The organism is Thalassococcus profundi (genome assembly GCF_003344785.1).
GTDB lineage: Bacteria > Pseudomonadota > Alphaproteobacteria > Rhodobacterales > Rhodobacteraceae > Puniceibacterium > Puniceibacterium profundi.
The window spans coordinates 26,226-40,943 of record NZ_QPMK01000005.1; the positions used below are offsets into that span (position 1 = coordinate 26,226).

Annotated in this window: 10 protein-coding genes; 4 read left to right on the forward strand and 6 right to left on the reverse strand. The window is 66.0% G+C overall.

What is annotated here, in order from left to right; translation table 11 throughout:
- Positions 1-59: 59 nt before the first annotated feature.
- Together DU478_RS08495 and DU478_RS08500 are read right to left on the reverse strand one after the other, a co-directional pair.
- A complete protein-coding gene (locus tag DU478_RS08495) occupies positions 60-1,019 on the reverse strand; it encodes a TAXI family TRAP transporter solute-binding subunit (RefSeq protein ID WP_114510531.1) in 960 nt (319 codons plus the stop codon).
- A 194-nt stretch (positions 1,020-1,213) separates the two neighbouring features.
- Positions 1,214-1,798 carry a cupin domain-containing protein gene (locus DU478_RS08500; protein ID WP_199488308.1) on the reverse strand — a complete coding sequence of 195 codons (585 nt, stop codon included), beginning with the start codon at positions 1,796-1,798 and terminating at the stop codon, positions 1,214-1,216.
- 363 nt (positions 1,799-2,161) lie between these two features.
- Between DU478_RS08500 and gabT the strand changes: the two genes are divergently transcribed.
- From gabT to DU478_RS08515, 3 genes are all read left to right on the forward strand, one after another.
- The gene (gene gabT, locus DU478_RS08505) at positions 2,162-3,481 is read left to right on the forward strand and encodes a 4-aminobutyrate--2-oxoglutarate transaminase (RefSeq protein ID WP_233501181.1); all 1,320 of its coding nucleotides are present in this window, start codon (positions 2,162-2,164) and stop codon (positions 3,479-3,481) included.
- A gap of 347 nt (positions 3,482-3,828) precedes the next feature.
- Entirely contained in the window at positions 3,829-5,148 is a 1,320-nt protein-coding gene (locus tag DU478_RS08510; RefSeq protein WP_114510533.1) for an aspartate aminotransferase family protein, read from the forward strand.
- 7 nt (positions 5,149-5,155) lie between these two features.
- Positions 5,156-6,757, forward strand: a complete 1,602-nt coding sequence (locus DU478_RS08515; protein WP_114510534.1) for an FMN-binding glutamate synthase family protein — start codon at positions 5,156-5,158, stop codon at positions 6,755-6,757.
- Here DU478_RS08515 and DU478_RS08520 read toward each other — a convergent pair.
- Positions 6,754-8,031 (reverse strand): MFS transporter, encoded by a 1,278-nt coding sequence (locus tag DU478_RS08520; RefSeq protein ID WP_114510535.1) that lies wholly within the window; start codon positions 8,029-8,031, stop codon positions 6,754-6,756. The genes DU478_RS08515 and DU478_RS08520 overlap by 4 nt on opposite strands.
- A gap of 167 nt (positions 8,032-8,198) precedes the next feature.
- Positions 8,199-10,403: a catalase/peroxidase HPI gene (gene katG, locus DU478_RS08525; protein WP_114510536.1), complete on the reverse strand. Its 2,205-nt coding sequence runs from the start codon at positions 10,401-10,403 to the stop codon at positions 8,199-8,201.
- A 256-nt stretch (positions 10,404-10,659) separates the two neighbouring features.
- Between katG and DU478_RS08530 the strand changes: the two genes are divergently transcribed.
- Complete coding sequence (locus tag DU478_RS08530) at positions 10,660-11,562, forward strand: hydrogen peroxide-inducible genes activator (protein ID WP_114510537.1); 903 nt, start codon at positions 10,660-10,662, stop codon at positions 11,560-11,562.
- Positions 11,563-11,566: 4 nt separating this feature from the next.
- Here DU478_RS08530 and DU478_RS08535 read toward each other — a convergent pair whose 3' ends face one another.
- Positions 11,567-12,286: an alanyl-tRNA editing protein gene (locus DU478_RS08535; RefSeq protein WP_114510538.1), complete on the reverse strand. Its 720-nt coding sequence runs from the start codon at positions 12,284-12,286 to the stop codon at positions 11,567-11,569.
- Positions 12,283-14,718, reverse strand: a complete 2,436-nt coding sequence (locus tag DU478_RS08540) for a DUF3772 domain-containing protein (protein WP_114510539.1) — start codon at positions 14,716-14,718, stop codon at positions 12,283-12,285. The genes DU478_RS08535 and DU478_RS08540 overlap by 4 nt, the downstream gene beginning before the upstream one ends.

Genomic DNA, 14,718 nt, shown 5'->3' on the forward strand with positions numbered 1-14,718 from the left:
ATCTTTTGGGTGGGCCGGCCCCGCGCACGGGACCGGCCTTTGACATCAGGCGACGGAGATCACTCCATCCAGCCCTGTTCCTTGTAGTACTTCTCGGCACCGGGATGCAGCGGCGCCGACAGGCCGGCCGAGATCATCTCTTCCTGGCTCAGGTTCGAGAAGGCCGGGTGCAGACCCTTGAAGCGGTCGAAGTTGTCGAAGACCGCGGCAACCACCTGGTACATCGTGTCCTCGTCCACGTCGGCAGAGCTGACGAAGGTCGCACGCACACCGAAGGTGGTGGTGTCGTCCTCGATGCCTTCATAGAGCGACGCCGGGATGGTCGCCGCGGCATAGAAGTCGTTCTCCGCGATCAGCTGGTCGATATAGTCGCCGTTCACATCTACGAAGGCCGCCTCGCAGGACGAGAACGCTTCCTGGATCGAGCCATTCGGATGGCCGACCTGGTAGACGAAGGCGTCGATCTTGTTGTCGCAGAGCGCCTGCGCCTGCTCGGTCGCCTTGAGCTCGGAGGCGAGCGAGAAGTCGTCGTTGGTCATGCCCGCGGCGCTCATCACCACGTCCATGGTGGCGCGCTGGCCCGAGCCGGGGTTGCCGATGTTGACGCGCTTGCCCTTGAGATCGTCGAAGGTCTCGATGCCGGCATCGGCGCGCGCGACCACGGTGAAGGGTTCGGGATGGACCGAGAACACCGCCCGCAGATTTTCGAAGGGCGCGTCGAACGACCCTTCGCCGTTCAGGCCGTAGTACTGCTGGTCGGACTGGGCGACGCCCATGGTCTGGTCGCCCGCCTTGATGGCGTTGATGTTGGCCACCGACCCGCCGGTGGACGGCGCGGTGCACTGCAGGCCGTGCTCGGACGTGCCACGGTTCACGAGGCGGCAGATCGACTGGCCGACCACGTAATAGACGCCGGTCTGGCCGCCGGTGCCGATGGTGATGAAGGTGTTCTGCGCCATCGCGCCCTGGGCCAGCAACGTGGCGGCCGCCGCGAACGCGGATGCTTTGATGAATGTCATGGATGTACTCCCTATCGGTTGATCGTGTCCGCCCGCGGATGACCGCGGCACAGACTTGATAATGTTACGTTAGCACGGCTCGGACGAACCTCAACACGAAAACCCATGACCGGGTCCGTGGCCGGAGCCGCGCGCAAGATCGGCACGCAACCCTTTGGCATGACTGTCGAATTCTTTTCGTTCGACCTTGTCATTCAGAACGAAGGCGGGGTGCAGGCGCTGATGATCACGCACGGCCCCTCGCCGATATTGCGGAACCTGTGCGGCAGCCGGCTGTCGAAAAGATACCCGTCTCCGGGGTTCAGGACCCGGATCTGGTCGGCCACTGTCAGTTCGATCAGCCCCTGCACGACGACCCCCGATTCCTCGCCTTCGTGGGTCAGCATGTCCGGGCCCGTATCGGCCCCCGGAGGATATGTTTCGTGCAGCATCTGAAGCGCGTGGCGGGAGGCATCCCCGACCTGGCGGAGCGACACGCGGGCGGCCAGTTCGCCCAGACCCGCGTCCTGCGGCGACAACTCGATGAACTCGTCGGCCGCGTAAAAATACTTGGGCGATCCCGGCTCCTCGAATTCCGAAAAGAATTGGGACATGGTCATGGGAATCGCATCCAGAAGCCGCTTGAGCGACGCCACCGACGGGCTGCTCTTGTTCTGTTCGATGAGCGAGATCGCCCCGTTGGTCAGGCCCGCGCGCCCGGCCAGATCGCGCTGAGACAGCCCGCGCATTTCGCGCACTTCACGCAGTCTGTGACCGATTTCCACGCAGTCCGCCCCCATGCAGATCACTTGTTTGAAATATTAAGCGCCGGATGGCAGCAAAGGTCAACGACTAAAAACTCATCTGATTCATAGCTTTGTCGGAATGACCAAAGATGAGGCAGCAAAGGAATGCCGATGCTTGGCGTGAAAGACGTTGACAACTATATTAAACGGCAACAGAGAATTCTCATCAAGAACGCAATGCGTACAAACTGCCAAGCCAACCGGAGGGTGACCATGACCTCGCAGAGCAAAGCCAAGAAATCCACGGCGTCCAGGGCCGGATCCAAATCCCGCGCCGCCAAAACGCCCGCGGCCAAGCCCGCGACCCCGGCCCGTGCCGATGACATCATCGCCACCAGCCGCAGCGTCGCCGGCGCCATGACCGGCCAGTCCAACGCCGCCCTGCTCGCCCGCCGCGAAGCCGCCGTGCCGCGTGGCGTCGCCTCTGCCGCGCCGATCTTTGCCGCCCGCGCCGAGAATGCCGAGCTCTGGGATGTCGAGGGCAACCGCTACATCGACTTCGCCGGCGGCATCGCCGTGCTCAACACCGGCCACCGTCACCCGTCGGTCGTGGCCGCCGCCAAGGCGCAGGAAGACCTCTATACGCACACCTCGTTCCAGGTCGTGCCCTACGAGCCCTACGTGGCGCTGGCGGAAAAGCTGAACGCGCTGGCCCCCGGCGATCATCCGAAAAAGACCCTGCTGGTCACCACCGGCGCCGAGGCCGTCGAGAACGCGGTCAAGATCGCCCGCGCCGCAACGGGCCGTCCCGGCGTGATCGCCTTCACCGGCGGCTATCACGGCCGCACCCTGCTGACGCTGGGCATGACCGGCAAGGTCAGCCCCTACAAGAAGGACGTGGGTCCCTTCCCCGCCGACGTATTCCGCGCCCCGTTCCCCGATGCGCGCCACGGCATCACGGTCGAGGACGCGATCCAGGGTCTCGAGACGCTGTTCCTGACCGATGCGGACCCGAGCCGCGTCGCCGCGATCATCCTCGAACCGGTGCTGGGCGAAGGCGGCTACGTTCCCGTCCCGACCGAGATGTGGCAGGCGCTGCGCGCGATCTGCGACAAGCATGGCATCCTGCTGATCGCCGACGAGATCCAGGCGGGCTTTGGCCGCACCGGCACCTGGTTCGCCATCGAGCATTCCGGCGTCGTGCCGGACCTCATCACCGTGGCGAAATCCATGGCCGGCGGCTATCCCATCGCCGGTGTCATCGGTCGGGCCGAGATCATGGATGCGATGGCCCCCGGCGGCCTGGGCGGCACCTATGGCGGCAACCCCGTGGCCTGTGCCGCGGCGCTTGCAGCGATCGAGGCCATCGACAGCGAAGGCCTGCTGGCCCGCTCCACCGCCATGGGCGCGCACTTCCGCGCCCGATTTGCCGAGATCGGCGCACGCACCGCGCCCTACCGGATGTGGGACATCCGCGGGCTGGGCGCGATGCTGGCGGTCGAGTTCGTGCAGGACTTCGACACCGCGAAAGAGGATCCGGCCTTCACCAAGTCGGTGATCGCCCATGCCCTCAAGCGCGGCCTGATCCTGCTGGGCTGCGGCATGCACGGCAACGCCCTGCGCATCATGGTTCCGCTAACCGCCTCCGACGCCATCGTCGAGGAAGGTCTCGCGATCTTCGAAGCGGCGCTGGCCGACGCGGTGGCCGAGCATTCGGCAAGCCTTGCCGCCGAGTGATCGTTTTACGGCTTCCAAGACCTTGCCCCGCAGCGCCATCCGCGCTGCGGGGTTTTTCGTTCTTGTCGAGCCGCGCAGCGCCCGTCCGCGGGCGGGCGCGCCGAATTATGACCGGCGCGCTTTATCCAGCGTCCCCGAAGATCGTTCGAACATGGCGCCAGAGGTCACAAAGCGCCCGCCCGGGGGGCGGACGGGCGCTGCGCGGCGGCGGCCAATGGCCGCCTCGATTCCGCGCGGGAGAGAAGGCCAGCCTTTTGTCGACAGAGCCCCGTCTTCGGCGGTGGGCAAACCGCAGCGCGGCGGGTAACCTGATCGCATCCGGTCCCCCGCAGAGAAAAGGACACCCGATGACCCACATCTTTCCGCGCCATTCCAAGCTCAACGCGCCGGTCGCGGTCGGCGGCGAGGGCATCTACCTCATCGATTCCACCGGCAAGCGTTACCTGGACGGCTCGGGCGGTGCGGCGGTGTCCTGCCTCGGCCACGGCGACGCGGAGATCACCGCCGCCATCAAGGCGCAGCTCGACCAACTCGCCTTTGCCCACACCGGATTCTTCACTTCGGAACCGGCAGAGAAGCTCGCCGACCTGCTGATCGACCACGCGCCCGGCGACCTCGACCGGGTCTATTTCGTCTCGGGCGGGTCCGAGGCGACCGAGGCCGCGATCAAGCTTGCCCGTCAGTACTTCGTCGAGAAGGGCGAACCGCAGCGCGGCAGGATCATCGCCCGCAAGCAAAGCTACCACGGCAACACCATCGGCGCGCTCAGCGCCGGCGGCAACGCATGGCGCCGCGCGCAGTTCGCGCCGCTGTTGCTGGACGTGAGCCACATCGAGCCCTGCTACGCATACCGGCTCAAGCGCGACGACGAGAGCCTCGAAGACTACGGTCAGCGCGCAGCACAGGCGCTGGAGGACGAGATTCTGGCGTTGGGCCCCGACACGGTCATGGCCTTCATGGCCGAACCGGTGGTCGGCGCCACGGCGGGCGCCCTGACCCCGGCGCCGGGCTATTTCAAACGCATCCGCGAGATCTGCGACCAGTACGGCGTGCTCTTGATCCTCGACGAGGTGATGTGCGGCATGGGGCGCACCGGTCACCTCTTTGCCTGCGAGGCGGACGGCGTGGCGCCCGATATACTGTGCATCGCCAAGGGGTTGGGCGCGGGCTACCAGCCCATCGGCGCGATGCTCTGCACCTCCGAGATCTATGACACGATCGCGAACGGCTCGGGTTTCTTCCAGCACGGACACACCTATATCGGCCATCCCGTCGCCGCCGCCGCCGGTCACGCAGTGGTCTCGGCCATCCTCGACCGCGGGCTGATCGGCAAGGTGCGGGAACAAGGCGCAAAGCTGCACGACAAGCTGACCGATCGGTTCGGCCAGCATCCGCATGTGGGCGACATTCGCGGCCGCGGCCTCTTCCGCGGCATCGAGCTGGTGGCCGACCGCGAAACCAAGGACCCATTCGATCCCGCCCGCGGCGTCGCTGCCAAGATCAAGAAAGCCGCCTTCGAGGCCGGGCTGGTCTGCTACCCGATGTCCGGCACCATCGACGGCCAGCGCGGCGACCACATCTTGCTGGCCCCGCCCTTCATCATCACCGACGACCAGCTGGACGAGCTGACCGACAAGCTCGACCAGGCCATTTCTGCCGTGATCTGAGGACCTTATGGAACGCTTTTCGATCTTCGCCGCCTGCGCGGTCCTGACCCTTCTGTCGCTTGTCGCCCTGATCTGGAGCCCGTGGTTCGCGCTGCCGCTCGCGATCTTCGGCGCACTGACCGTCGTCGGCATCTACGACGTCATGCAGGACAGCCACGCGATCCTGCGCAACTACCCGGTGATCGGCCACATGCGGTTCCTCTTCGAAGGCATCCGCCCCGAGATCCGCCAGTATCTCATCGAATCCGACCAGGACGAAGAGCCGTTCTCCCGCGACAAGCGCTCGATCATCTACCAGCGCGCCAAGGGGGTCGAGGACAAGCGCCCCTTCGGCACGCGCCAGCGGGTCTATGATGCGGGCTATGAATGGATCACCCATTCTATCACGCCCAAACACCTGACGGAGCACGATTTCCGCGTTCGCATCGGCGGGCCGGACTGCGCAAAACCCTATGATGCGTCGATCTACAACATCTCGGCCATGAGCTTTGGCGCGCTGTCGGCCAACGCCATCTCGGCACTGAACAAGGGCGCGCAAAAGGGCAATTTCGCCCATGACACCGGCGAAGGCGGCATCAGCCGGTACCACCGCGCGGGCGGCGGTGACCTGATCTACGAAATCGGATCGGGCTTTTTCGGCTGCCGAACCCATGAAGGTCGGTTCGATGCCGAGAAGTTCGCCGCCCAGGCCGCCGACGACCAGGTCAAGCTGATCGAGCTGAAGCTGAGCCAGGGGGCCAAGCCCGGCCATGGTGGCATGCTGCCCGCGTCCAAAATCTCGCCCGAGATCGCCGAGGCGCGCGACATTCCCATTGGCCAGGACTGCGTGTCGCCCGCCGCCAATCCGGAATTCTCCACCCCGAAGGAACTGATGGAGTTCATCGGCACCCTGCGCCGCCATGCCAGCGGCAAGCCGGTGGGTTTCAAGATGTGCATCGGCCACCGGCGCGAATTCATGTGCCTCGTCAAGGCGATGCTGGAAACGCAGATCGTGCCGGATTTCATTGTCATCGACGGCAAGGAAGGCGGTACCGGGGCGGCGCCGCTGGAATTTGCCAACCACATCGGCATGCCGCTGATCGAGGGGCTGACGTTTGCCCACAACACCCTGCGCGGCGCCGGGCTGCGCGACCGGATCAAGATCGGCGCGTCGGGAAAGCTGGTGACCAGCTTCGACATCGCCAAGGCGCTGGCGCTGGGGGCCGACTGGGCCAATTCGGCGCGCGGCTTCATGTTTGCCGTGGGCTGCATCCAGGCGCAGGCCTGCCACACCAACCACTGCCCGGTTGGCGTGGCGACCCAGGACCCGATGCGCCAGCGCGCACTCAATGTCGTGGACAAGGCCGAACGGGTCTACCGGTTCCACAAGAACACGCTCAAGGCGCTGGCCGAAATGACCGGGGCCGCGGGGCTGAGCCATCCGCGGGAATTTTTGCCACATCACCTTTTGATGCGCGAGGGCGACCGCAACATGGTCACCGGCGAAGAGGTCTATCCCTACCTGCCCGACGGGTTCCTGCTGCGCGACGAGGCGGACGACTTCGGCTACGCCAACCGCTGGAAACGCGCGCGCGCCAGCAGTTTCGAGCCCTTCGACATCGGCCCCTAACCGGCCTCGTCCTTCCTCTCGTCCTCTGCTTCGGACTGCGCCTCGGCATTCTCGGCGGCCCATTCCGCCGCGGCCTCGACCGCGACGGCCGAGGTGGTGGGCAGAACGGCCAGGTAGCTCTCCGTTGCCTCTGCCGGCAGGGTTGCGCGCTGGGTCATGCGGTAGGCAGCATAGGTGGCGATGGCGGCAAAGGTGACGCCCAGCACCAGCCAGAAGGCCGCAGGCTCCAGCGCCCGCATCGCCCAGCCGGTGATCAGCGGTCCGACGATGGCGCCAAGCCCGAAGGTGAAGACCAGACCGCCCGAGGCGGCGGGCATGTCGTCCGAGGACAGCATGTCATTGGTATAGGCCAGAAACAGCGCATAGAGTGGCGTGGTCACCCCGCCGGCGACGAAGGCCGCCGCCATCAGCGGCCAGAGTCCGCCGATGGTCCAGCCCGCGGCACAGGCCACCGCCCCCAGAGCCGACGCCCCCAGGATCAGCCCGCGCCGGTCAATCCGGTCGGACAGCCAGCCGATGGGATATTGCAGCGCCAGCGCCCCGGCAAAAAGCATCGCGATGAAAAGCGAGATCTGGTCTGCCGACAGCCCGATCTGGCTGCCGTAGACCGCGCCCATGCCCGATTGCGTGGCATAGACGCTGCCCAGCAGGAAGATCCCCACCGTGCCCAGCGGCGATCCCTTGAAAAGCGCCAGCAGCGACATGGGCTTGGCCACCTGCACCACCGGCACCTGCGCCGCCGACAGCAGGATCGGCGCAAAGGAGATCGACACCAGGATCGACGCCCCGATGAACAGCGCCGAGGTCGCCGCATCGCCCAGCGTCAGCAGGTACTGCGCACCGATGATACCAAGCGTCTGCGCGATCATGTAAGCCGACAGCACCTTGCCGCGGGTTTCGTTGGTGGCCGCGGCATTGAGCCAGCTTTCGGCGGCCACGTAGATGCCCGACATGCAGAACCCGACGATGATCCGCAGGATCGTCCAGGCCCAGGGCTCGGTCAGCAGCGGCAGCGCAATCAGCCCTGCCGACATGAAACTGCCGAGCGCCGCGAAGACCCGCACGTGGCCCACGCGCTGGATCATCAGCGGCGTGAGGCGCGCGCCCGAGAGGAAGCCCAGGAAGTAGCCCGAGGTGACGATGGCAAGCTCTGCGGCCCCGAACCCCTCGATCCCGCCGCGCAGGCCGATCAGGGTGAAATGCATGCCGTTGCCCAGCATGATGAGCACGATCCCGAGAAGCAGCGCCCAGACGCTCGAAAGTACGGAAATCATCGCCGCTCCCTCCTCGATCTGTCGTCCCCCGGCAGGCGGACGATCCGCACGGGACCAGTCACGGCTAACACGAACACGCACCGTCACGCGATGCGACATGCCGAAAAAACGAAAAGACGCCCGAAATTCGGGCGCCTTTCCAGTCGTCGTCGCGCGTTTGCGCGAGTTTACTTCACGTCGTAGCGGTCAAGCTCCATGACCTTGCCCCAGGCCTTGACGAAGGACTGCACAAAGGTCGTTTCCGCCTCGTCCGTCGCATAGACTTCGGACAGCGCGCGCAGCTGGGAATTGGAGCCGAAGACCAGGTCCACCTGGCTGCCGGTCCACTTCACGCTGCCGGTGTTGCGGTCCTTGGCGACGTAGGAATGCTCCGTCCCGTCGACCTTTTCCCAGACCACGGTCATGTCCATGAGCGCCTTGAAGAAATCGTTGCTCAGCACGCCGGGCCGGTCGGTCCAGACCCCGTCCTTGGAGCCCTTGAAGTTGGCATCGAGCGACCGCATCCCACCGACGAGCACCGTCATCTCGGGCGCCGTCAGGGTCAGCTGCTGCGCCTTGTCGATCAGAAGCTCCGCAGGCGTGACGGTGTATTCCGCCGCCGTGTAGTTGCGGAAGCCGTCGGCGATGGGCTTGAGGAATTCGACCGAATGCACCTCGGTCTGTTCCTGGCTTGCGTCGCCCCGGCCCGGGTTGAACGGCACCTCGACGTCATGCCCGGCCGCCTTGGCCGCCGCTTCGACCGCGGCGTTGCCGCCCAGCACGATCAGGTCGGCCAGCGACACTTTCTTGCCGCCCGATGCCGCGCCGTCGAACTCGGCCTTGATGGCTTCGAGCCTGGAGAGCACGCCCGACAGCATCTCGGGTTCGTTGACGTCCCAGTCCTTCATCGGCTGCAGGCGGATGCGCGCACCGTTGGCGCCGCCGCGCTTGTCCGAGCCGCGGAAGGTCGAGGCCGAGGCCCAGGCCACGCGGATCAGGTCTGCCTGCGGGATGCCCGCGCCGAGGATCTTCGCCTTGAGGTCGGCGATATCGCCGGCGTCGATCAGCGGGTGATCGGGCTTCGGCACCGGGTCCTGCCAGATCAGCTCTTCGTCCGGGACATACTTGCCCAGATACCGGTCGATCGGGCCCATGTCGCGGTGAGTGAGCTTGTACCAGGCGCGCGCGAAGGCATCGGCGAACTGGTCCGGGTTCTCGTGGAACCGGCGCGAGATCTTCTCGTAGTCCGGGTCCATGCGCATCGCCATGTCGGCGGTGGTCATCATCACCGGCACCGTGCCGTCGCCATCGACCTGCGGCGCGTGATCCTCGGGCTTGAGACCCTTGGGCTGCCACTGGTGCGCGCCGGCGGGGGATTTCGTCAGTTCCCATTCATAGCCGAAGAGCATGTCGAAATAGCCCATGTCCCAATTGGTCGGCGTCGGTGTCCACGGGCCTTCGATGCCCGAGGTGATCGCGTCACGGCCCTTGCCCGACTTGTAGGTGCTGAGCCAGCCGAAGCCCTGATGCTCGATCGCGGAACCTTCGGGTTCGGCGCCCACGTGGGATGCGTCGCCCGCGCCATGGCACTTGCCGAAGGTGTGGCCGCCGGCGGTGAGAGCGACGGTTTCCTCGTCGTTCATCGCCATCCGGGCAAAGGTGTCGCGGATGTCATAGGCCGACTTCAGCGGATCGGGATTGCCGTTCGGGCCCTCGGGGTTGACGTAGATCAGGCCCATCTGCACGGCGGCCAGCGGGTCTTCCATGATCCGGCCTTCGGAATAGCGTTCGTCCTTGGTGGACAGCCATTCGTTCTCGGGACCCCAGTAGATGTCTTCCTCGGGTTCCCAGATATCCTCGCGGCCCCCGGCGAACCCGAAGGGCTTGAGGCCCATGTCCTCGAGCGCGCAGTTGCCGGCAAAGATCATCAGGTCGGCCCAGGAAATCTTGTTGCCGTATTTCTGCTTGATCGGCCACAGCAGGCGGCGGGCCTTGTCGAGGTTGCCGTTGTCCGGCCAGGAGTTCAGCGGCGCGAAGCGCTGCGTGCCCGAGGACGACCCGCCGCGCCCGTCGGCGGTGCGGTAGGTCCCGGCCGAATGCCAGGCCATGCGGATGAAGAACGGGCCGTAATGGCCGTAATCCGCCGGCCACCAGTCCTGGCTGTCCTTCATCAGCGCGAAGATGTCGGCCTTGAGCGCGTCTAGATCGAGCTTCTTGAACTCCTCGGCATAGTCGAAATCCGGCAGCATCGGGTTCGACTCTGCGGTGTTCTGGTGCAGAATCTTGAGATTGAGCTGGTTCGGCCACCAGTCGCGGTTGGATTGCGTGTTGAAGGTGGCGGCGCCGTGGATGACCGGGCATTTGCCCGAATTGGCGAGATCGTTTCCGTCCATGTCTGTCTCCGTTCGTGGCTGGGTCGCAAGATGACGGCGTGGCCGTCGGGGGTGGCTCGGGGGCCGTCAAATCCGGTGGACCGCGCCGCGCTGCGGGGCCGCGCCGTCCGTGTTTTCCAGAGGTATGCAGCGTTTCCGCAGGGGCAAGACACGGAGGCCTCGACCAGCGGATTCTCTCCATCCTCGCGTCGGGATGTAACAAGACGGCATGATAATGGAAAGTTGCGTTTTCTAATTGATTTGATAGGCAGAGGTTATGGCTAACCTGACCCTGAAACAGCTGCGCTATACCGATGCGCTGGCCCGGCACGGACATTTCGGCCGCGCCGCCGAGGCCTGCGCGATCTCGCAACCGGCGCTGTCGGTTCAGATCAAGGAGCTGGAGGAGTCGCTGGGCCTCGCGCTCTTTGAACGCGGCCCGCGCGAGGTGCGTCTGACGGCCTTTGGCGAGGAATTCCTGGCCCGCGCCCGCGACATCCTGCAGGGCACCGACGAATTGCTGGATCTCGCGCGCGCCTCGAAGGACCGGCTGGCCGGGCGGCTGCGCATCGGCATCATCCCGACCATCGCGCCCTACCTGCTGCCGCAGCTCATCGGGCGCCTGAACCAGAGCCACGCGGGGCTTGACCTGCACGTGCGCGAAACCCTGACGCCGCGGCTGCTGCGCGACCTGTCCGAAGGGCGCATCGACACCGCCATCGTCGCCCTGCCGGTCTCTGAACCCGCCTTTACCGAGGTGCCGCTGGCCGAGGAAAGCTTTGTCCTTGTGCGGCCCGCGCAGGATGCCGCAAAACCCGTCCCGTCCGGCGAAGACCTGCGGCGGATGCGGCTCTTGCTGCTGGAGGAGGGTCATTGTTTCCGCGACCAGGCGCTCGCCTTCTGCAACACGCCGCAAAGCCTGCCCAAGGATGGGCTCGAGGGCAGTTCGCTGTCGACGCTGGTGCAGATGGTGGGTGCCGGCATCGGGGTCACGCTGATCCCCGACATGGCGGTAAAGGTCGAGACACGGTCGGCCAACGTGGCGGTCGCGCGCTTTCCCGATCCTCAGCCGCGTCGGACGCTGGGCATGATCTGGCGCCGCGCCAGCCCGCTGGCGCCGCAGCTGCGGCAGATCGCCGAGGTGGTGCGCGCGGCGCTTCACGATACGCAGGCCGCCTGACCCCCTAAAGGTCGAGCGAAATGTGCACGCGGCGGTTCTGCTTGCCCTTGTTCTCGATCTTGCCCAGACGGATGTGTCCGATCTCTGCGGTGCGCGCCACGTGGGTGCCGCCGCAGGGTTGCAGATCGATCTGATCGCTCCCTTGCCCGATCCGCACCAGCCGGATCTGCCCCGCGCCGCGCGGCGGCTTGACCGACAGGGTCTTGACCAGCCCCGGGTTGGCGTCGAGATCGGCCTGGCTGATCCAGTCCTCGGTGACCGAAAGGTCCCGGTCCACCAGCGCGTTGAGCGCGTTTTCGACCGCCTCGCGATCCTCGGGCGGCTCCGGCATCAGGAAATCCAGCCGTCCGCGCCCCGCAGATATCTGCCCGCCGGTTACCGGCAGCGGGATCACCACCGACAGCAGGTGCAGCGCGGTGTGGATGCGCATGTGCCGGTGCCGCCGCTCCCAGTCAAGCGATTGCCTGAGAAACGCGCCGACCGGCGGCAGGCCGACCGGTTCGGCGGGCACGAGCACCAGGTCGTCGCGCTCTCCTTTCACGCAGGTGGCGATGGGCACCGGTCCCTGCCCCCAGTCGATCCAGCCGCTGTCGCCGGGCTGACCGCCGCCGGTGGCGTAGAACACCGTGCGGTCGCAGACGATGCCGCCCTCGGGCGTGATGGCCGTGACCCGCGCCTCGGCGTCGCGCAGATAGGCATCGTCGAGAAAAAGCGTTTCGGTCATCGGTCGGCATCCGGTGCGTCTGCGGGGCTGTCGCTCATCCCGGCGGTGCGCGCGTCGCCCTCGGCAGGCGGGGTGTCGTCGGTCGTCTCGGCCACCACAGGGCGGCTTGCTGCGGGATCGTCGCCCGCGCGCAGCGCCTCGGGGTTGCGCAGCCAGACGTCGCGCTGCGCGAACGGGATCTCGATGCCTTCCTCGGCAAAGCGGCGGGCGATCTCGTGGTGCATCTCGTTCTGCACGACGAGTATCTCGAGCACGTCCGACAGGATCGCGCGGATCTCGAATTCCAGAGCATCGGCGCCGAAGCCCTTGAAATAGATAAACGGCTCGGGGTTCATCATCACCTTGGGATGGACCCGCGCCACGCTGGTCAGGATCTGTTCGACTTTGCGGGTGTCGGTGCCATAGGCCACGCCCACCGACACGATCACCCGGCCCAGCGTGTTGCCGCGGGTGTAGTTCGTCACCGTGCCGCTGATGAGATCGGCATTGGGCACGATCACGTCGGTCTTGTCGAAGGTCTCGATCCGGGTGGAGCGGACCGAGATGTCCTTGACCGTGCCCATATGCGGGCCCACCTCGATCCAGTCGCCTTCGCTGATCGGGCGTTCGACCAGCAGGATGATGCCCGAGACGAAATTCTGCACGATGGTTTGCAGGCCGAAACCGACGCCGAGCGACAGCGCGCCTGCGACGAGGGCCAGCGACGAAAGATCGAGTCCCGCCGAGGTGATCGCGATCAGCGCCGCGAGGAAGACCCCGATATAGCCCAGCCCCGCCACGATGGCGTTCTGGCCGCCCACGTCGATCTTGGTCTTGGGCAGCACGGATGTCCGCAACCCGCCCTGCAGCAGCCGCGTGAGCGCATAGCCGATGGCGAAGACCACCGCGAAGGTCAGGAAATCGGTGGGCGAAATCCGTGTCTCGCCGATGACGAAACCTTCGCGGAACCGCGCCCAAAGCTCGGTCAGGTCGGCAACCCGCGCGCCCCAGGTCAGCGCCAGCAGCGGCAGCGCGGCGAGGCTGAGCACGAAGCCCGAGAGCACCGGTACCAAGCTGTCGCCGGTGGCCGCGTCGCGGCCGGTGAACAGCTCGTAAAGGTCGTTGGCGAAGCGTTGCAGCACCACCAGGAGCGCGAAGATAGCCATGGTCGACACAGCCGGGTAGACAAGGAATTCGCCCGCGCGATTGTACCCGATCCCGGCCAGAACCGGCCCCAGCACACCCGCTGCCATGGCCAGCAGACCCAAGTAGCGTGCCAGCGCCAGCCGGAACTTTGGCCCGTCGAGCCCGGCGTTCGCGCTCGCCTCGTTCTCGGCCAGCTGCGCGGAGCGCAGGATCTGCCCCAGACGGAACAGCGCGATCGCACAGATCACCAAGATCGGGAAGTCGAGCACCGCAACGGTTTCGCGAACATGATCGTCCAGCTCACTGATCGTTTTCCGCACCCCGCGCAGCACCAGCATGATTGATAGCAGGTTGGCGTAAAAGCGCGCCTCGGTGCGGCGGGGAATGTCCAGCAGCACCGGGCGTTTCATCTCGTCGCCCCGGCGGAACACCTGTTCCGCCAGCCAGCGGATGTAGAGCAGGATGCCGACCCAGACCGGCAGCCGGGAGAGGATCAGCTCACCACGTTCGCCAGCGAGACCGGTCGCGCTCAGCGCCGAAACCAGCAGGTAGACCCCCAGCAGCGGCACCAGGATTTCGAGGATCGAGACGAGGAAGCTCCAGACACCGGTACCGGGACGGGTGCGCTTGCGCAGGGCGTTCACCGCCCGTTCGACCCAGCCGCGGCCGCGCGCCAGCAGCAGGACCGACAACAGCGTCAGGCCGATCACCACCGGCAGGTTGTCGCGGAACTCCGCCCGCCGGTCCGGGTCGGTCCAGTTGTCGGCGAATTCGATCCAAAGCGCCCCGGCCGAGGCGGTGATGTCGCTGATCGCCCCGGGCCAATGCACCGGGTTGACCGGCGACGGACCAAGGTCGAAGAGCTCGTCGGCCTGGCGGGTGCGGATGGTGTTGTCGATCTCGCCGATGAGGCCGTTGGCGCGGGTATAGGCCTCTTCGGCGGCGAGGACAGGCGCGCGCAGGGTGGCCAGCTGGTCGTTCAGCTCCTGCCGCCGGTTCGTGATCTCCGCCGCTTCCTCGCCGTTCTCGGGCGGCGCCCCCAGCGCATCCAACTGCGATTGCAGGGTGCTGATGCGGTCGGCATTGGTCTGCTGCGCGTTCAGAAACTGTTCGCGGAAGGCCGCCAGCTCGCTGCGCAGCTCTTCCAGCCGCCGGTCGGGGGTTTCTTCGTCGCTGATCGCGGCTTCAGCCCGCTCGGCGATGTTTCCCCAGATATTGTAGTTCGGGCCACGCGTTTCCTGCGCCTGCGCCCAACCGGCCAGCAGGCAGAAGAGCGTGATCGCAAGGGCGTGCAGCACCGCCCGCAT

Excerpts from the sequence above, each read along its gene's own strand:
- DU478_RS08510 (WP_114510533.1), top strand. The coding sequence starts at position 3,829 with ATGACCCACATCTTTCCGCGCCATTCCAAGCTCAACGCGCCGGTCGCG.
- DU478_RS08540 (WP_114510539.1), bottom strand. The coding sequence starts at position 14,718 with ATGCGGGCGGTGCTGCACGCCCTTGCGATCACGCTCTTCTGCCTGCTG.
- DU478_RS08500 (WP_199488308.1), bottom strand. The coding sequence starts at position 1,798 with ATGGGGGCGGACTGCGTGGAAATCGGTCACAGACTGCGTGAAGTGCGC.
- DU478_RS08530 (WP_114510537.1), top strand. The coding sequence starts at position 10,660 with ATGGCTAACCTGACCCTGAAACAGCTGCGCTATACCGATGCGCTGGCC.
- gabT (WP_233501181.1), top strand. The coding sequence starts at position 2,162 with ATGACCGGCCAGTCCAACGCCGCCCTGCTCGCCCGCCGCGAAGCCGCC.
- DU478_RS08535 (WP_114510538.1), bottom strand. The coding sequence starts at position 12,286 with ATGACCGAAACGCTTTTTCTCGACGATGCCTATCTGCGCGACGCCGAG.
- DU478_RS08495 (WP_114510531.1), bottom strand. The coding sequence starts at position 1,019 with ATGACATTCATCAAAGCATCCGCGTTCGCGGCGGCCGCCACGTTGCTG.
- DU478_RS08515 (WP_114510534.1), top strand. The coding sequence starts at position 5,156 with ATGGAACGCTTTTCGATCTTCGCCGCCTGCGCGGTCCTGACCCTTCTG.
- katG (WP_114510536.1), bottom strand. The coding sequence starts at position 10,403 with ATGGACGGAAACGATCTCGCCAATTCGGGCAAATGCCCGGTCATCCAC.
- DU478_RS08520 (WP_114510535.1), bottom strand. The coding sequence starts at position 8,031 with ATGATTTCCGTACTTTCGAGCGTCTGGGCGCTGCTTCTCGGGATCGTG.